The organism is Leifsonia sp. Leaf264, from assembly GCF_001422325.1.
In the GTDB taxonomy this organism is placed as follows: Bacteria; Actinomycetota; Actinomycetes; order Actinomycetales; family Microbacteriaceae; genus Orlajensenia.
The window spans coordinates 1-18,449 of record NZ_LMMR01000010.1; the positions used below are offsets into that span (position 1 = coordinate 1).

Annotated in this window: 15 protein-coding genes; 12 read left to right on the top strand and 3 right to left on the bottom strand. The window is 69.2% G+C overall.

From position 1 onward, the window contains the following. Nucleotides 1-150: 150 nt before the first annotated feature. Nucleotides 151-1,128 carry a hypothetical protein gene (locus ASF30_RS21095; protein ID WP_055911372.1) on the bottom strand — a complete coding sequence of 326 codons (978 nt, stop codon included), beginning with the start codon at nt 1,126-1,128 and terminating at the stop codon, nt 151-153. A 249-nt stretch (nt 1,129-1,377) separates the two neighbouring features. Between ASF30_RS21095 and ASF30_RS21100 the strand changes: the two genes are divergently transcribed. From ASF30_RS21100 to ASF30_RS21135, 8 genes are all read left to right on the top strand, one after another. Next, on the top strand, nt 1,378-1,917 hold the full coding sequence (locus tag ASF30_RS21100) for a cation:proton antiporter regulatory subunit (RefSeq protein WP_055911374.1): 540 nt from the start codon (nt 1,378-1,380) through the stop codon (nt 1,915-1,917). A 3-nt stretch (nt 1,918-1,920) separates the two neighbouring features. Next, nucleotides 1,921-3,261, top strand: coding sequence for a cation:proton antiporter (locus ASF30_RS21105; protein WP_055911376.1), 1,341 nt, complete (start codon nt 1,921-1,923; stop codon nt 3,259-3,261). A gap of 16 nt (nt 3,262-3,277) precedes the next feature. Further along, nucleotides 3,278-4,054, top strand: a complete 777-nt coding sequence (locus ASF30_RS21110; protein WP_055911378.1) for an SURF1 family cytochrome oxidase biogenesis protein — start codon at nt 3,278-3,280, stop codon at nt 4,052-4,054. Nucleotides 4,055-4,105: 51 nt separating this feature from the next. After that, a complete protein-coding gene (locus tag ASF30_RS21115; protein WP_055911592.1) occupies nt 4,106-4,567 on the top strand; it encodes a DUF3817 domain-containing protein in 462 nt (153 codons plus the stop codon). Further along, complete coding sequence (guaA, locus tag ASF30_RS21120; protein WP_055911380.1) at nt 4,564-6,141, top strand: glutamine-hydrolyzing GMP synthase; 1,578 nt, start codon at nt 4,564-4,566, stop codon at nt 6,139-6,141. The genes ASF30_RS21115 and guaA overlap by 4 nt, the downstream gene beginning before the upstream one ends. A 407-nt stretch (nt 6,142-6,548) precedes the next feature. Further along, nucleotides 6,549-7,496 carry an L-lactate dehydrogenase gene (locus ASF30_RS21125; protein ID WP_055911382.1) on the top strand — a complete coding sequence of 316 codons (948 nt, stop codon included), beginning with the start codon at nt 6,549-6,551 and terminating at the stop codon, nt 7,494-7,496. Between the two features lie 99 nt (nt 7,497-7,595). Further along, nucleotides 7,596-8,021 carry a YciI family protein gene (locus ASF30_RS21130; RefSeq protein ID WP_055911384.1) on the top strand — a complete coding sequence of 142 codons (426 nt, stop codon included), beginning with the start codon at nt 7,596-7,598 and terminating at the stop codon, nt 8,019-8,021. Nucleotides 8,022-8,046: 25 nt separating this feature from the next. Then, nucleotides 8,047-9,321 carry an RNA polymerase sigma factor gene (locus ASF30_RS21135; RefSeq protein WP_055911386.1) on the top strand — a complete coding sequence of 425 codons (1,275 nt, stop codon included), beginning with the start codon at nt 8,047-8,049 and terminating at the stop codon, nt 9,319-9,321. A gap of 93 nt (nt 9,322-9,414) precedes the next feature. On the opposite strand, the gene ASF30_RS21140 is transcribed toward ASF30_RS21135, so the two are convergent. Next, nucleotides 9,415-10,221, bottom strand: coding sequence for a Bax inhibitor-1/YccA family protein (locus ASF30_RS21140; protein WP_055911388.1), 807 nt, complete (start codon nt 10,219-10,221; stop codon nt 9,415-9,417). 152 nt (nt 10,222-10,373) lie between these two features. Between ASF30_RS21140 and ASF30_RS21145 the strand changes: the two genes are divergently transcribed. The 4 genes from ASF30_RS21145 (at nt 10,374) to ASF30_RS21160 (ending at nt 15,728) form a co-directional block, all read left to right on the top strand. Continuing rightward, the gene (locus ASF30_RS21145) at nt 10,374-11,441 is read left to right on the top strand and encodes a glycerophosphodiester phosphodiesterase family protein (RefSeq protein ID WP_055911390.1); all 1,068 of its coding nucleotides are present in this window, start codon (nt 10,374-10,376) and stop codon (nt 11,439-11,441) included. A gap of 86 nt (nt 11,442-11,527) precedes the next feature. Beyond that, nucleotides 11,528-14,041: an ATP-dependent helicase gene (locus ASF30_RS21150; RefSeq protein ID WP_055911392.1), complete on the top strand. Its 2,514-nt coding sequence runs from the start codon at nt 11,528-11,530 to the stop codon at nt 14,039-14,041. Between the two features lie 2 nt (nt 14,042-14,043). Continuing rightward, a complete protein-coding gene (locus tag ASF30_RS21155; protein WP_235480449.1) occupies nt 14,044-15,132 on the top strand; it encodes an FUSC family protein in 1,089 nt (362 codons plus the stop codon). 44 nt (nt 15,133-15,176) lie between these two features. After that, nucleotides 15,177-15,728 (top strand): NUDIX domain-containing protein, encoded by a 552-nt coding sequence (locus ASF30_RS21160; RefSeq protein ID WP_055911394.1) that lies wholly within the window; start codon nt 15,177-15,179, stop codon nt 15,726-15,728. Nucleotides 15,729-15,730: 2 nt separating this feature from the next. On the opposite strand, the gene ASF30_RS21165 is transcribed toward ASF30_RS21160, so the two are convergent. Continuing rightward, the gene (locus ASF30_RS21165; RefSeq protein WP_157497568.1) at nt 15,731-18,274 is read right to left on the bottom strand and encodes a hypothetical protein; all 2,544 of its coding nucleotides are present in this window, start codon (nt 18,272-18,274) and stop codon (nt 15,731-15,733) included. Nucleotides 18,275-18,449: the final 175 nt, after the last annotated feature.

Here is an 18,449-nt window from a genome sequence, read left to right on the forward strand (position 1 = left end):
ACCCCGCACAGACAGCCTCGATGAACGACGCCCGCACCTGGCTCGAGTACCTCACACTCATCGCAACCCCTCACGTTGCAACGACTGTATGAATTCACCCACCTGACGTGGCGCACAACCCCCGGAAATGGCGTGGGGCGTGGTTGCCGGTCATGGCTGGCGCCGGCGCCGGCTCGGGCTGCGCGGAAGCCCGAGCGCGAGCAGTTTCGCGGCGAGCGGCCTACCGGACCACGCCTCGGCCCAGTCCCACCGGCCGCACTCCCAGCGCAGGGCGGAGCGCACTTCCTGTTCCCGCTTCTTCTCGGCGATCACGATCTGACCGGGAGACCGGGAATCCTCAGGGTCGCTCAGGACCCCGAGGTACTTGCCATCGCCGTCGGCCTCGCCCCACGCCCGGTGCGCCGGCCAGGCGAGGTCGAGGTAGACGGTCGAACCCGACGGCAGCCGCACTGGATGCTGCAGACTCGGCGCCGGGAATCCGAGCTCCTCGATGCGCAGACGGCTCAGGGTCTCGAGCGGGCCCTCGGCCTGCGTCGTCGAGCGGTCGATGACCGCGGCCACACGCTTGCTGCCGGGGAAGGGGAGGCGCCGCTCGAATGCCGACCTCAGATCGCCCGGTGTGCACAGCGGCGGGCGCTCGCCGAAGCGGTCGACGCGGAGGGCGGCATCCGCCATCACGAGAGCCTGCAGGAGCGAGCGTGAACGAGCGACGTCGATCACGGTGTCCGGCACCGCCGTCGCCGTCACTCCGTCGACCTCGACGAGTCCGACGAGCTCACGCCGCCCGAACTCGACGACGCCGTTGCGCCGACGACCGGACGTCGTCGGCGACAGCAGGAACACCTCCCGACTGAATCCGTCGACCACGGGAAGTCCGTGCATGACTGCCGCCGTGAATCCCGCGTACACCGGACGCACTCGTTGCTCGCCGACGGCCAGCGCGAGAACTCGGTGTTTCTCGAGTTCCGTCATTCCACGGCGGACGCCCGCGGTCAGGTAGACGCCGCGTCGCGGCCGCTCCACCTCTCCGGTCTGCCTCGCTGCACGCAGGGCGTCAGTCATGCCGACCTCGGCCGCACGCCGGGAGAGGACGAGGTTCTCGGTGGTGGTCGGCAGCGGCGCTCTCATGCTCCGAGGGTGGCGTCCGTTGCAGCTCGGCGCAGCGGCATCCGACCTCCCGGGAACCCGCCGTGACGGCGGCGAGGCGGGGGAGGAGCCGTCTGCTCTCAGCGTGCGCCATCTCCTGGGCCTGTGCGCCACATCGTCTGGCGCGCAGGCCCACGAAATGGCGCGGGACGACGTCCCGGCGGATTCGGGCCCGCGGAGGCGTCTTGTTAGGGTGGAAGCACTGTCCCCGAGGTGTACGGAGTTCCAGCCATGGTTGATGTTCGGCGGGTCAAGCTCCCCGGAGTCGGGGTGTTGCACACCTTCATAACGGATGACGGCGGCAAGGTCGGAGTGATCGCCCACCGCTCCGGTCACAGCGACCTGGTGACCTTCTCCGATGAGGAGAACGACGCCGAGAAGGTGTCGCTGCGCCTGAGCGAGGATGAGGCGCACACCCTCGCCGAGCTCCTCGGAGGCACCCAGATCACCGAGACCCTCACGGCTCTCGACCAGATCCCCGGACTCTCGATCGACTGGTTCACCGTCGACTACGACGACCACATCGCCGGCCAGCCGCTCGGCGACCCGGCCGATGCCGGAGTCGCCGGCCTCACCGTCGTCGCCGTCGTGCGCGGGGAGTCCGCGAACCCGGCCCCGGCCCCAGACTTCAAGGTCTTCCCCGGCGACACCCTCGTGGTCGCCGGAGCGCCGGAGAAGGTGCTCAAGGCGTTCGCGTACTTCCGCACCGGGAGCCGGCCCAGCCCCTCCGCGCCCGCCACGTCGGCCCCCGACGCGCCGCCCGGAGGCTGAGCCATGCACTTCGGCCCGGAACTCATCACGCTCGGCATCCTGCTGATCGTCGCGTACGCGCTCGGACGCCTGGGCAAGATGGTCGGCCTGCCGACCATCCCGATCTACATGATCGTCGGGCTGCTCGCCAGCCCGCACACGGGCTGGTTCCCGCTCAACTTCGAGAACCACTACATCGAGCTCATCGCCGTCTTCGGGCTCATCATGCTGCTGTTCAACCTCGGCCTCGAGTTCGACCAAGACGAGTTCTTCGGCAATGCCGGGAAGCTGCTGATCTCGGGCGGCTCCTACATCGTGCTCAACATGGGCGCCGGCCTGCTCTTCGGGTTCATGGTCGGCTGGGGCCCGCGGGAAGCCCTGGTGATCGCCGGCATGACGGCCACCTCGTCGAGCGCCATCGTCACGAAGCTGCTCATCGAGCTGAAACGCCTTCCCAACCGCGAGACGCCCATGATCCTCGGCGTCACGGTGGTCGAGGACATCTTCATCGCCATCTACCTGGCGATAGTGTCCGTGGTGCTGAGCGGTGAGACCGACATCGGGCCCATCCTCGTGAAGCTCGGCATCGCCTTCGCCTTCCTCGTGGTCATGTTCAGCGTGGCGCGCTGGGGCGGCAAGCTCGTCGGGCGCATCTTCCGCACCAAGGACGACGAACTCTTCACCATCCTGTTCTTCGGGCTGGCCGTGCTGTTCGGCGGCATCGGCGAGGTTCTCGGGGTGACGGATGCGATCGGCGCCTTCCTCATCGGCCTCGTGCTCGGAGCCACCAGGTTCCGCAACAAGATCGAGCACATCGCGCTGCCCCTGCGCGACGTCTTCGGCGCCTTCTTCTTCCTGAACTTCGGACTCGCCATGGACGTCGGCGCGTTCCCCTCGGTGCTGCTGCCGGTGGTCATCGCCATCGTCATGACGATCATCCTCAACGTGGCCGCGGGGCAGCTCGTCGCCCGCTTCAACGGACTGGGGGTGCAGGCCGGCATCAACGCCGCCGTGATCCTGCAGAACCGCGGCGAGTTCGCGCTCATCCTGGCGACGCTGTCGGTCGGCGCCGGCCTCGACGAGCGGATCACTCCGTTCGCCGGCCTCTACGTGCTCGTGATGTCGATCATCGGCCCGCTGCTCGCCGCGAACTCCGAGAAGATCGGGGCGAGGATCATCAAGCGGAAACCCCAGAAGCAGCGCCGGGAACGCGACCCCATGCTGACCGAGGAGATCGCCCTGATGGAGGCGGCGACAGCCGGCCTCAGCAGCAGCACCGGAGATGAGACGTCGGATGCGGTCGGGCGACTCCTCGACGTGACGGAGAATGGATCAGACACTCCCCGCCCGAAGGACGACGACTAGATCCATGCTCAGGATGATGGTGCGCCCACGTTGGGTGCTCGCGCTGATCGCCGCCCTCGCGATCGCAGCAGGCTTCGCCCTGCTCGGCCAGTGGCAGCTCAGTCGTGCCGTGGAGTCGACCCGGGTGGAGACGCATCCGACGGAGACGATCGTCCCGTTGGAGGAGAAGGCGCAGCCCGCCGAGCCGATCAAGCAGACCTCGACCGGTCAGATGGTGTCGGTGAGCGGCCGCTGGGTCCCCGGTGACGAGCAGGTCATCGGCGACAGGATGAACGGTGCCGACGCGGGGTTCTGGGTCGTCAGCCATCTGGCCGTCGATGCCGCGGGCGAGCCCGGCCTGCCGGTGGCCCGCGGTTGGGCCGCCGACGAGAAGACGGCCCACGCCATCGCCGACACCCTCGCCGGAGAGTCGACGGATGCCGTGACGGTCATCGGCCGCCTGCTGCCGACCGAAGCGCCGGAGGCACCCGCCGAGGGCGCCGATCCGCACTCGATGACGACGGTGTCCTCCGCCGCGCTCATCAACCTCTGGGCCGACTTCGACGACCAGGACGTCTACACCGCCTACCTCGTCGACACTGAAGCCGCGGCAGGACTGACCGCGATCGACTCGCCGCCGCCGACACAGGAGGTCGAGCTCAACTGGCTCAACGTCTTCTACGCCGTGGAGTGGGTGGTCTTCGCCGGCTTCGCGATCTTCCTCTGGTACCGCCTGGTGCGCGACGCCTACGAGCGCGAGCAGGAGGAGGCGGCGGATGCGGCAGAGCACCTCGCCGCCCGTCGCACCGAATGACGGGCCAACGGCCGTGAAGGACCACCCTGAGCGCGCCGTAGAATGGTGACCATGCCGCTCGCACCCAAACCCGCTGATTTTCCACGCATCCGGGGGGCGGTGAAGTTCTACCAGGTGGCGTCGATCATCACCGGTACGCTCCTCCTCGCCCTCTGCGCCGAGATGCTGCTCAAGTACGTCGGAGGACTCGAGATCGAGCTCGGCGGACCCGCCGGCTTCCTCGCACTCGTCCCCGTCGACACCGTCACAGCGGTGAACCTGTCGACAGGCATCCTGATCGTGCACGGCTGGTTCTACGTCGTCTACCTGTTCAGCGACTTCCGGCTGTGGAGCCTCATGCGCTGGCCGTTCACCAGGTTCATCGTCATCGCCCTCGGCGGCGTCATCCCGTTCCTGTCGTTCTTCCTCGAGGGGCGCATCGCCCGCGAGGTCAAGGCGTATCTCGCGAGCCGGGAAGCTGATGCCGCTCCCGACGTCGCCCCGACCACCCCGGCAGTGGAGGCCACCCCGTGAGCGAGACCTCGCAGCGCCCAGTCCTCGTCGTCGACTTCGGCGCCCAGTACGCCCAGCTCATCGCCCGACGCGTGCGTGAGGCATCCGTCTACTCCGAGATCGTGCCTCACACCATCTCGGCTGCCGAAGTGGCCGAGAAGAACCCGATCGGCATCGTGCTCTCGGGCGGCCCGTCCTCGGTCTACGAGGAGGGCGCGCCCTCGCTCGACACCGGCATCCTCGAGCTCGGCATCCCGACGCTCGGCATCTGCTACGGCTTCCAGGTGATGGCGACGCAGCTCGGTGGCGAGGTCGCGCACACGGGCCAGCGCGAGTACGGCTCCACCGCCGTCACGGCCCGCACCGACGACGGCAACCAGCTGCTCGGCGGCCAGCCCTCGGCGCAGACCGTCTGGATGAGCCACGGCGACTCCGTCGCGGTCGCGCCCGAGGGCTTCGAGGTGCTCGCCTCGACCGCTTCCACCCCCGTCGCGGCCTTCGCCAACGACGAGAAGCGCTTCTACGGCGTGCAGTGGCACCCCGAGGTCAAGCACTCGCAGTACGGCCAGGACGTCATCGTGAACTTCCTGCACAAGGCTGCGGGAATCCCGGCCGACTGGAACAGCGGCAACGTCATCGCCGAGCAGGTCGAGAAGATCCGCGCCCAGGTCGGTTCCGCCCGCGTCATCGCGGGCCTCTCCGGCGGCGTCGACTCCGCTGTAGCCGCTGCCATCGTGCACGAGGCCGTCGGCGACCAGCTCGTCTGCGTCTTCGTCGACCACGGCCTCCTGCGCCAGGACGAGCGTCGCCAGGTCGAGGTGGACTACGTCGCCGCGACCGGCATCCGCCTGGTCACGATCGACGCGCGCGAGCAGTTCCTCTCGGCTCTCGCCGGCGTCTCGGACCCCGAGACGAAGCGCAAGATCATCGGGCGCGAGTTCATCCGTTCCTTCGAGCAGGCCGAGCGCGACCTCATCGCGGAGGCCGACGCCGACGGCGAGCCCATCCGCTTCTTAGTGCAGGGCACCCTCTACCCCGACGTCGTCGAGTCCGGCGGCGGATCGGGAACGGCCAACATCAAGAGCCACCACAACGTTGGCGGCCTGCCCGAAGACCTGCAGTTCGAGCTGGTCGAGCCGCTGCGCGCCCTGTTCAAGGACGAGGTGCGCGCCATCGGCCGCGAGCTGGGACTGCCCGAGGAGATCGTGGGACGCCAGCCGTTCCCCGGCCCCGGTCTCGGCATCCGCATCGTCGGCGAGGTCACCGAGGCTCGCCTCGAGCTGCTGCGGCACGCGGATGCGATCGTGCGCGCCGAATTGTCGGCCGCCGGTCTCGACAGCGAGATCTGGCAGTGCCCCGTCGTGCTGCTCGCCGACGTGCGCTCGGTTGGCGTGCAGGGCGACGGCCGCACCTACGGCCATCCCATCGTGCTGCGTCCGGTCTCCTCGGAGGACGCCATGACCGCCGACTGGACGCGCCTGCCGTACGACGTGCTGGCCCGCATCTCGAACCGGATCACCAACGAGGTGGCCGACGTGAACAGAGTCGTGCTCGACGTCACGTCGAAGCCGCCGGGGACGATCGAGTGGGAGTGATGTAGGCGCTGGCGCTCTCGCGGCGCGGCATCTCGCTCCTCAGGCCGCTTTCGCGGTCGGGGGCCTCGCTCCTCAGCTCAGACATTGACGTGAAAAGGCACCCGGAAGAACGCCGGGTGCCTTTTTCACGTCAAAACTCGCACCCCGCGAGACCCCCGACCGCGAAAGCTCCGCGGCGCGAGCCATGCGGCCGCGAAAGCGTCGGCGTTGAGGGAGTGGTTGGCTGGCGCCCCCTCACCGCTGGTCGAGACCACATCCGAGTGTGCGAGTCAGCGGAGTTCGGGCGCGGTCGGGCGACGGATGCGGCTGCATCGGCCTGTTCTCGACGCGAAGTCCGCTGACTCGTATATGTGACCGTCATCGGCGCGGGCTGGCGGGCGCCGCCGTGCGCACGGGAGGATGGGAGCATGGCTGAGATCGAGAACTCGAAACTGACCGTCGTCGGCGCCGGAAGCGTGGGGGCCAGCCTCGCCTACGCGGCCCTGATCCGCGGCTCGGCCCGGCATGTGGCGCTCTACGACATCAATGCGGCGAAGGCCGAGGCCGAGGTGCTCGACCTCGCCCATGGCACCCAGTTCACCGGGTCCAGCACCATCACCGGGGGCGCTGACCTCGGTGTCGTCGAGGGCTCCAACGTCGTCGTCATCACGGCCGGCGCCAAGCAGGAGCCCGGCCAGACGCGGCTCGATCTCGCGAGCACGAACGTGCGCATCCTGGAGAGCCTGCTGCCGTCGCTCCTGGAGCGCGCTCCTGCAGCCACCTACGTGCTCGTCACGAACCCGTGCGACGTGCTCACGGTCGTCGCCCAGAAGATCAGCGGGCTGCCCTCGAACCGCGTGTTCTCCTCGGGCACGGTCCTCGACACGTCCAGGCTGCGGGTGCTCCTCGCCGGTCGGGCCGGCGTCGCGACATCCAGCGTGCACGCCTACATCGTGGGTGAGCACGGGGACACCGAGTTCCCGCTCTGGTCGAACGCCTCCATCGGAACCGTTCCGCTCCTCGACTGGGGCGGCGGCACCGTGTTCGACGCCTCTGAGCTCGACGACATCGCCGCCGAGGTGCGCGACGCCGCCTACGCCGTCATCCGTGGCAAGGGCGCCACGAACTACGCCATCGGCCTCTCGGGCGCCCGCATCGTCGAGGCCCTGCTCCAGGACGAGCACGCGGTCATGCCTGTGAGCACCGTGCTGAGCGACTACCACGGCATCGACGGCATAGCCCTGTCCGTGCCGAGCATCGTCAGCGCATCGGGAGTCCGGCCGATCCGCGAGACGCCGTTCTCGGCGCAGGAGGAATCGCGCCTTCAGGCCTCCGGAGACGCCCTGCGTTCCTCGCTCGCCTCGCTCGGCTACTGAGCCCGCAGAATTCTTTTCACGCGGCTGTCGATCCGGGCGGCATCCGTTCGACGTCTGAATGAGGGACCACGACAGGTCGCTCCGACCAAGGAGGACACGATGAAGTACATGCTGATCATGCGGGGCACGGATGAGGCCTACGAGGCGTACAAGGAGATGCCGTTCGAGGAGGTCATCGCCGCGATGGGCCGCTACAACGAGGAGCTCGTCAAGGCCGGCGTCCTGGTAGCCGGCGAGGGCCTGACCGACGCGAGCGAGGGCTTCGTCGTCGACTTCGCCTCCGAGACGCCGCTCGTGACCGACGGCCCCTACGGAGAGACGAAGGAGCTGTTCAACGGCTTCTGGATCCTCGAGGTCTCCTCGAAGGAGGAGGCCGCCGAGTGGGCGAAGAAGGTTCCGCTCGGTCCGGGAAGCTTCATCGAGGTGCGCCGGGTCACCGAGCTCAGCGATTTCCCGCAGGACAACGAGTTCATCCAGCGCGAGGCCGAGTTCCGGGCTGCGAACGATCCGACGTTCAAGCTCTGAGTCCGTTGCAGCCGGGTCTGCGCTGATGACGACCGGGATCGGAACGACGGATGCCGACGGCATCCGTCGCTCCGTCGCGGCGGTCTGGCGCATGGAGTCGGCCCGCATCGTCGCGACCCTCACTCGTGTGACCGGGGACTTCTCGCTCGCCGAGGACCTGGCGCAGGAGGCCCTCGCCGACGCGCTGGAGCAGTGGCCGCGCGACGGCGTCCCCCGCAACGCCGGCGCCTGGCTGACGGCCGTCGCCAAGCGCAAGGCCATCGACGGGTGGCGGCGGCGCGAGCGACTGGACGATCGCTACAGCGCCATCGCCCACGACCTCGAGTCGCGGATCGATGCCGATGCCGCCCCGTGGGACCCCGACGCCATCGACGACGACGTGCTGCGGCTGGTCTTCATCGCGTGCCATCCCGTGCTCGCCCGTGAGGCCAGGGTCGCGCTCACCCTGCGGGTGGTGGGCGGTCTCTCGAGCGAGGAGATCGCCCGGGCGTTCCTCGTGCCGACGGCGACGGTGCAGCAGCGCATAGTGCGGGCCAAGAAGAGCCTCGCCGCCGCGAAGGTGCCGTTCGAGGTGCCCGGCCGCGATGAGTACGCGTCCAGGCTCGGCTCGGTGCTGGGGGTGATCTACCTCGTCTTCAACGAGGGCTACTCGGCTTCGAGCGGCAGCGAGTGGATGCGTCCGGAACTCAGCCAGGAGGCCCTGCGGCTCGGCCGGGTCCTCGCCGAGCTGACGCCGAACGAGCCCGAGGTGCACGGCCTGGTGGCGCTGATGGAGTTCCAGGCGTCCCGGTTCCGGGCGCGGGTGACGGCAGAGGGCGAGCCGATCCTGCTGGGCGACCAGGATCGCAGCCGCTGGGACCGGGCTCTCATCGCCCGCGGCCGTGCAGCCCTCGAGCGAGCGGATGCGGTCGGCCGGGGTCGCGGCGCCTACGCCGTGCAGGCGGCCATCGCCGAATGCCACTCGGTGGCGCCGTCCACCGACGAGACCGACTGGGAACGCATCGTCGTGCTCTACGAGGTGCTCGGACGGCTGGCCCCATCGCCCATCGTGGACCTCAATCGAGCCGTGGCCGTGGCCATGGCGACAGGGCCGGCGACGGGCCTGCGGATAGTCGACGAGATCGCGGCATCCGGAGCCCTCGCCGGAACCCACCTCCTGCCGAGCGTGCGCGGCGAGCTCCTCGTGCGGCTCGGCCGGGTCGACGAGGCGCGCGCCGAGCTCATCACGGCCGCGCGGCTCACGGGCAACGAGCGGGAGCGCGGCGTGCTGCTCGGCAAGGTCGCAGCCCTCGGGGACTGAGCGTCGACGGCTGGCGCACAGTCGACACGAGCCCGGATACGCAGAACGGGCCGCCCCGGAGGGCGACCCGTTCTGCTCGGCTCGGTTCGAGAGCTAGTTGCGCGCGATCGCGAACATGCGCAGCAGCTCGGTGTACAGCCAGATCACCGTGACCATGATGCCGAAGGCGCCCGACCAGCCGTACTTGCGGGGAGCGCGATTGCGCACACCCTGCTGGATCTGGTCGAAGTCGAGCACCAGCGAGTAGGCGGCCATGATGACCACGAGGATGCCGATGGCGATGCCCCACGGGATGCTGGTTCCGGGGATGTCCTCGCCACGCAGGCCGAACGGATTTCCGTTGGCTCCGCCGAAGATCATGATGCCGAAGTTGACCAGCGAGAACACCAGGTAGCCGACCATCGCGATGAGGAAGACCTTGGTGGCCTTCTTCGAGGCGCGGATCTTGCCGCTCGCGAACAGGGCGAGGGTCACGCCGACGACCACGAGGGTGGCGACGACGGCCTGGACGACGATGCCGGGGTAGATGGTCTCGAACAGCAGCGAGAAGCCGCCGATGAAGACGCCCTGAGCGGCCGCGTAAGCGAGGATCAGCGGGGCCGAGGGCTCGCGCTTGAAGATGTTGACCAGGGCCAGCACGAAGCCGACCAGGCCGGCGACGCCCCAGAGCCACGGAACGGTGGGGTAGGTCATCCAGCCGATGGCGGCACCGGCGAGCAGGATGACGAAGCTCACGACCGACTTGACGATGGTGTCCTCGACGGTCATGCGGTCGGTCTCGACGGCGTTCGCCGACGGCTGGTTGTAGTGCGCCGCCAGCTCCTCGGCGGTGGGAGTGGCGACGGTGACGCCGCCCTTCTCGCTGAAAGCGGCGTTGCGACTGAATGCGGGGTTTGCCATGGGGTGTCCTTCGCTCGAGGCGGGGGAAGTGGGGCGACTGGTGGTATCGCTTCTCTACGAATCTACCGGGAACATGGGCGAAATTTATGGGAATCCGCCCCGAGCGGAACCCCGATCCGAACGAGGTGCGCCGTCGTCGTTAGCCTGATCACATGCCCGCCAGCCAGCATCCGCTCGTCATCGGCCACCGCGGAGCCAGCGGCTATCGCCCGGAGCACACGGCATCCGCCTACCAGTTGGCCTTCGCCCTGGGGGCCGATGCCGTCGAACCCGACATCGTCGCCACCCGTGACGGCGTGCTGGTGCTGCGCCACGAGAACGAGATCTCCGGCACGACCGACGTGGCCGCGCATCCCGAGTTCCACCGCAGGCGCACCACGAAGGAGATCGACGGGAAGAAGCTCACGGGCTGGTTCACCGAGGACTTCACCTGGGCGGAACTGGCCACGCTGCACGCCAGGGAGCGCATCCCGAAGGTGCGTCCGGCCAACGCCACCTTCGACGGACGGTTCCCGCTGCTTCGACTCTCCGACCTCTTCAGGCTGATCGAGGAGACGGATGCGGACGACGGCCGGGTGCTCGGCATGGTCGCCGAGATCAAGCACGCCAGCTACTTCGCGGGTGTCGGCCTGCCGCTCGACGAGCTGTTCACGGCGGAGCTCGCCGCTGCGGGCTGGTCGACGGATGACGAGAGGCTCACGGTCGAGGCGTTCGAGATCACCGTGCTCGAGGACCTCGCACAACGAGGCGTCACAGCGCCGCGGGTGTACCTGCTGGAGGCGACGGGAACCCCTTGGGACCTGCGCCTCGCTGCCGGCGCGGATGCGCCGGGAGCTGCCGACTTCCTGACCGATACCGGGCTCCGAGAGCTGGAGGGCCGCGTCGACGGCATCAGCGTCGACAAGTCGGTGCTGGTGGGCGAGCTCACGGCTCAGGATGCCGCCGCCGCCCACCTGGAGAGCGTCGGCCGCCATCAGCGCGGCGAGCTGACAGGGCGCGCCCTCGTCGACGCCGCCCACGACCACGGACTCACCGTGTTCACCTGGACGCTGCGCCCCGAGAACCGCTTCCTCTCCTCGAACTTCCGCCACGGGCACGGCAAGGCCGCCCACGGCGACTGGCTGGGCGAGTTCACCCTCGTCGTCGGGACCGGCGTCGACGGCATCTTCGTCGACCACCCCGACCTCGGTGTCGAGGCGCGCGAGCGGATGCGTCGCTGACAGACGCGCGTCGACTGCGGACCCCATCGCCCGCAGCGCAGCGCAGCGTCTGGCTGTCGGCGGCCGCGCCTACAATTGAGGCAGCCATGAGCACACTCTTCGAACCCGACGCGCCCAGCCCCATGATCGTCCACGACGCGCCGGGCCGATCAGGGCCGGGCTCGAACACCGGCCCGTCGAGCCGCCTCACCGACGGGCTCAACCCGCCCCAGCGCGAGGCCGTCGAGTACCGCGGTCCCGCCCTGCTCATCGTGGCCGGTGCCGGATCCGGCAAGACGCGCGTGCTCACCCACCGCATCGCCGGCCTCATCGAGACGCGCGAGGCATGGCCGAGCCAGATCCTCGCCATCACTTTCACGAACAAGGCAGCGGCCGAGATGCGCGAACGTGTCTCCGCCCTCCTGGGCCAGGCATCGGAGGGCATGTGGATCTCCACCTTCCACTCCGCGTGCGTGCGCATCCTCCGCCGCGAATCCGAGAAGGCCGGCCTCACGTCGACGTTCACCATCTACGACTCCGCCGACAGCCGCACCGTGCTGAAGCGCATCATCAAGGCCCTCGACGCCGACACTCTCGGTTTCACGCCGGGCAACGCCGGGGCGCAGATCTCGAAGCTGAAGAACGAGCTGACGGATGTCGACGCCTATGCCCGCAGCGCCAACATGAGCGACCCCAAGCAGGCCGTGTTCCTCGAGATCTTCCGGCAGTACACCCGCACGCTGCGCTCGGCCGGTGCGCTCGACTTCGACGACCTCATCGGCGAGACCGTCTACCTGTTCCGCGCCTTCCCCGAGACGGCTGCGCTCTACCGCCGTCGGTTCCGGCACATCCTGGTCGACGAGTACCAGGACACCAACCATGCGCAGTACTCCCTCATCCGCGAGCTCACCCGTCCCGTCGAGCGCGAGCTCGTCGCCGAGATGGAGAACAAGGGCGTGCTCGTGAAAGGCCTCGAGGACGAGACCGGCGTCATCCCCGGCGCCTCGCTCACCGTCGTCGGCGACTCCGACCAGTCGATCTACGCCTTCCGCGGCGCCGACATCCGCAACATCACCGAGTTCGAGCGCGACTTCCCCGGTGCCCGCGTGGTCCTGCTGGAGCAGAACTACCGCTCGACCCAGAACATCCTGAGCGCTGCCAACGCCGTCATCTCGAACAACTTCGACCGCAAGGCCAAGAACCTGTTCACCACGGTGGGCGACGGCGACAAGATCACCGGCTACACCGGATACTCGGGTCACGACGAGGCGCAGTTCGTCGCCGATGAGATCGAAGCCCTGCACCGTGCGGGCATGGCCTACCGCGACATCGCGGTGTTCTACCGCACGAACGCCCAGACCCGAGCGCTGGAGGAGATCTTCGTGCGCTCGGCACTGCCGTACAGGGTCGTCGGAGGCACGAAGTTCTACGAGCGCGCCGAGATCAAGGACGCCATGGCGTACCTCATCGCCGTCGCGAACCCCCTCGACGAGCTCGCCATCCGCCGCATCCTGAACACGCCCAAGCGCGGCATCGGGCCGGCGACCGAGACGCAGCTCGCCCAGTTCGCCGAGACGAACGACCTCAGCTTCCGCGCTGCGATGCGCGAGGCCGGCTCCCTCGGCCTCGGCCCCAAGGTCACGAACTCGATCCTCCAGCTCGCTGCGGTGCTCGACCAGGCCGCGGCGATGCTCGTGCCGGTCCAGGCGGATGGCACCGCGGCGCCCCCGAGCGACGACCCGAACGCCGAGACCGATGCCCGGGGCGGCGTCGGCGCCGCCAAGGTGTCGGAGGTGCTCACCTTCCTCATGACCGAGAGCGGATTGCTCGAGGCGCTGCGTCGCAGCCGCGACCCTCAGGACGAGACCCGCGCCGAGAACGTCGAGGAGCTCGTCGCCCAGACCAAGGACTTCGAGAAGGAGAACCCCGGATCGGGCCTCGTCGACTTCCTCACCCAGGTCTCGCTGGTCGCGGCCGCCGACGACCTCGACGACTCCTCCGGAACCGTCTCGCTCATGACGCTGCACACGGCGAAGGGCCTCGAGTACGACGCCGTCTTCCTCACCGGCATCGAGGAGGACCTGCTTCCGCACAAGATGAGCGCCAACGAGCCCGGCGGTCCCGCCGAGGAGCGGCGTCTGTTCTACGTCGGCATCACGCGCGCCCGTCAGCGCCTCTACCTCTCGCTCGCGATGACGCGCTCGCAGTTCGGCGACACCTCGGTGGCCATGCCGAGCCGCTACCTGCAGGAGATCCCGGCCGACCTGATCGACTGGCGGCAGTCGCCCGGCATGGCGAATTCGCGTGGTGGAACGCAGCCACGTGCGCTCAACGCCCGCCGAGACGGCCGCGGGCCCGGCCAGTACGGCTACAGCTCCGACCCGACGCTGCCACCCGCACCGCGGCCGAAGACCGAGTGGCCGAACGCCATCGGTGCCCAGGTGCGCGATAACGGCGACCTCGAACTGGCGGCGGGCGACCGCATCCGTCACACCAACTTCGGCGAGGGCCGGGTGTCGCAGGTGACGGGGGAGGGCACGAAGCGTGTCGCGCACGTCCAGTTCGACACCGCAGGGGCGAAGAAGCTCCTGATCAAGATCGCTCCGATCGAAAAGCTGTAGCCATGGCTGCAGAGCGCCCGTCGCCCGTCGACGGTGGTGACAGGCCCGTTGGCCTGCTCGAACGGATGAAGCGGCTGCGTTCCCTCGACCTCGAGGTGGCCGCTCGCGCCGCCGTCGCTGCGGCAGTGCCGCTGCTCATCCTGCTGGCGATCGGACACGTGGAGCTGGCGCCATATGCCTCGTTCGGGGCGATGGCCGCCCTCTACGGGCGCAGCGAGCCCTACGAGACGCGCTGGCGCAGTGTGTCGACGGCCGCCGTCGCGATGGTCGTGAGCGTCGGCCTCGGCACCCTCGTCGCTGCCGCAGGGGCACCTGTCGGCCTCGTCGCAGTCGTGCTCGGGCTGGTCATCGTGACCGGAGTGCTGCTGACCGCGACGCTCGGACTGTTCCCGCCGACGCCGCTGTTCTTCGTGTTCGGCTTCCTCATCTGCGCGGAGATCCCGACCACGTCCGACGAGGTCGGCATCCGCATCGCCGTCAGCATCGCCGCGGCGGGCTTCGCCGTGCTGCTCAGCCTCTCGGGCTGGGTGCTGCGCCGGGCGGCGGGTACCCGCGAGGGCCGGTACTTCAGCACCCTGAGCCGGATGCCGAGGATCTCGCGTCGCGCCTGGCGCGATGGCGCCGTGTGGATCACCATCGCTCAGCTGCTGATCGGAGCGCTGGTGGCCGGAGGGATCGCGCTGCTGACCGGAGTGGGGCATCCGACCTGGGCCGTCGTCAGCGTCGTCGCCGTCGTGCCCCCGCCGCGGGCACCGCACTCGACCTCCCGCGCGGTGCACCGCATCATCGGCACCGTGATCGGAGTCGGCGTGGCCGCGGCCGTGCTGCTGCCGGAGCCGCCGGCGGTCGTCCTGGTGCTGGTCATCGCGGTCTGCCAGTTCGCCGCCGAGATCCTCGTCGGCCGACACTACGGCGCCGCGCTGGTCTTCATCACCCCGCTCGCGCTGTCGATCTCGCACCTCGCATCGACCGCACCGGTGTCGGGCCTGCTGCTCGATCGCGTCGTGGCCACGACCCTCGGCGCCGCGGTCGGCCTGCTCGCCGTGCTCGTCGCGCGGTTCGCGACTCGGCGCTCGGGTTCCGTCGGCTGAGCGCAGTTCCGGCACCGGCATCCGGATGCTGCGAGGATCGACGGATGACGTGGCCCACAGCATCCAGCAGCACCGTGTACGAGAACCCGTGGATCCGGGTCACCGAGGACCAGGTGACCCGCCCCGATGGCTCCGACGGCATCTACGGGGTCGTCGAGGTGCGCAACGAGGCCGTCTTCGTGGTGGCGATGACCGATGCCGACGAGGTGCTGCTGGTCACCCTCGACAGGCACACCGTCGGTACGACGATCGAGGTGCCGGCCGGCGGCACCGACGGCGAGGATGCCCTGCTCGCTGCGCAGCGGGAACTCCTCGAGGAGACCGGACATGCCGCGACGGAGTGGCGACGGATCGGCACCATGACCGCACTCAACGGCATCTGCCGCGCGCCGGAGGTCGTCTACCTCGCGACCGGGCTGAGCGTCGCGGGCGATGACGGCCCGTCCGCGGAGCACCGCGCCGAGGAGGGAATATCCCGGGTCAGTGCCGTGCCGTGGGGCGATGTCATGCGGATGGTCGCGGATGGCGCGATCACCGATGGCGAGACCGTCGCCGCCCTGCTCTACGCGGCGATAGCCCTCGGCCGGGTGGCCTGACCCTACGGGCGTCCCGGCTGTCGCTCGGGCAGGCCGGCGAGCCTGCCCAGCGCCCGGCGGTAGGAGGGCGTGCGCGGATACCAGCTGTGCGCGTCCACGGCGCCGACGTACCCGCTGGCATCCACCTCCTCGGCGTACACGTCGCGATCGTTCGGCGTCGTCGACCAGGACGGGAACCCGAGGAAGTCCGTCGCGCGCCAGAGGCTGATCCAGTCGGCGACGGGGACAACGCCCGGCGCCGGGCGCTCGGACGCCAGGCCGGCCGCCGCCGCCCGCTCCTGCTCGGCGATGACATGCGCCCCGTCCGAGGCCCACGGATCGCGTGCCCGCAGCTTGGGAGCACGGCACGGCTCACCGCCGATGACCTCCGGCCCGAGGATCTCGGGCCAGAACCGACCGAAGTACGGTCGCAGCTGGATGCCGAAGGTGAGCAGCGACACCCGCCCCTGATACCGGCTGAGCCAGTTCGGATGCGTCGCGAGAGCGAACAGGGATGAGACGGCCACGACTCCGCCCATGCTGTGCGCCGTCACGATCGCCGTGCGCTCCTGACCCTTGACGGGCGGAAGGTCGAGCCACCAGCTGAGGCGGCGTGCCACCTCGGGAACCGCTCGCTCGGTGTAGCAGGGCGCGCCCAGCGGGTGGCCTGCGCGTGGGAGGAAGCAGGCCAGGTCCCACACGAGCCCGAGGGGCCGCACGACTTTCGAGCCGCCGAAGACGAGACCGCCGACGACGGCGAGGCCGACGGCTCCCCAGACAATGAGCGAGAAGTCCATCCACCGTGCGGCGAGAACCGATGCCGTCGAGAACGGCTCCGGTGTCAGCAGGGCCTTCACGAAGGACTGGTTCAACGACGAGAAGGCCGTGATCACCGTGACCACCGTCGCGGCCATCGCGGCCAGGCACAGGGCGCCGAGGATGGGCTCGACCAGGTGATAGCGCGCTGCGGCCGCACGCTTCCGGCGCACCTCGCCGGCGAGGAGCGCCCGCAGGTCGCCGCGGGGGCTGCCATCGGCGATGGGCGGCTCCTTCGACGCGTCGTCCCAGAAGGCGTCGATGCGCGGAAGCACATCGCGACGACGGATGAGGGCTATCGCCACGATGAGCACGGCCACGATGAGGAAGGCGAGCAGCACGCCGAGGTACCAGGGGTAGAAGGCGCCGAGCCGGAGCGACGGGTCGCCACGAACGCATCCGGTCCCCGTGCAGGAGGCGTACGCCGCGGCCAGCCTGCGCCCGCCCCCGAGGGCACTCGGCGGCTTGTCGCCGTTCAGCCAGTCGCCCACCACCACGTTCACGACGCTGGAGAGCGCCAGTCCGATCACCAGTCCCATCGTCATGAAGACGGCTGGAGCCATCCCGCCCCATGCCCGGTGCCGGCGATCCGGCGCCGGGAAGAACAGCGTGGCCGTGACCAACAGCACGGCGAGCAGCACCGTCGAGACCAGCACCCAGTTGAACGCGATCCGCATCGTGTAGCCGTTGATGTCGAGGCCGGGCAGGACTGAGAGTGCTCCGGTCGCGACCGCGAGCACCAGGAATGCCGCCGTGAGGGTGAGCGTCGGGAGCGGGCTGCGCTCCTCGAGCTGTTCGAACGGCATGGTGTCGGTTCGATAGGCGAGCACGACCGCCGTCACCATCACGATGGTGGCGGCGATGCAGACGCCGATGCCCCATCCCGGCTGGCTGCCGCTCGACAGGGCCAACCCGCAGAGCAGTGCTGTCATCGCGATGCCCGTGGCGAGGTGCATGGAGGTCAGACGGGAGATCTCGGTGCGGGTCTGCCAGAACCGCGGCTGCGCGAGGAGGACGGGCTCATCGGTCGACGGTGCGCCCTTGATGATGCGCCCCGCCACGTTGTAGCGCAGCCGAGCGAGCGTCGAGGTGGCGAAGACTGCGAACAGCACGGCGACGGGCACGATCGAGAAGAACGCTATGCGCCTCCCCGTCGACCAGCCGGCGAACATCTCGAACTGCTCGGGCAGCGCCGTGCAGGTGAGCTGGCGTCCTCCGTAACACTGCACGGCGATGAGGTCGAGGGCGACGGAGGCGAACGAGAGGATCAGCAGGGTCGTGAGCACGACGCAGAACACCCGGATCAGTCCGGACTGGAAGCGGATGCGCGTTCCAGTGCGCGGAAGGTTCCAGCTCCAGATCGCGGCGTTGGCGATGCTGAACGGCAGCACCGCCGTCCAGCAGGCGCGGCCGACCGCCGCGATGATCGCGCCGCCAACTCCGGTCCCGGGTGGCACCGTGCGCACCATGCCGCCCCAGGAGTACGCCTCGCGATGGATGCCGTCCGGCACGCTGCCGCGCGGCGACTCGACAGCGTCGACGACGCCGCGACTGCCCTCGCCGAGTTCCTGCTGGGCACGTCCCTTCTCGAGGGATTCGGCGGTCGGATGCCAGAAGCTGCCGAGCTTGTCTCCCATGGCGAACTCCACCTCGTCGGGCGGGAGGTCGAGCAGCTCGTGCGGCGGCATGTTGTTCACGCCATGGATGCGCAGTTCGAGGACAGGTTCGCCGCCGCTCGCGTTGGTCGCCATCATTGCCGCCTTTCTCACACAGGGACGATCGTGACCGTACTGCGCTGACCGTGCTGTGCACCAGAGGGCCTGCCCCGACGGCGGAGGACCGGCATCCGTCGCCGAGGACGGCGTTCTGGCCACCCGAGCGGGAGGGGTAGGCTTTCAGATGGCCCGAAACTGTCTTGACGTCGAG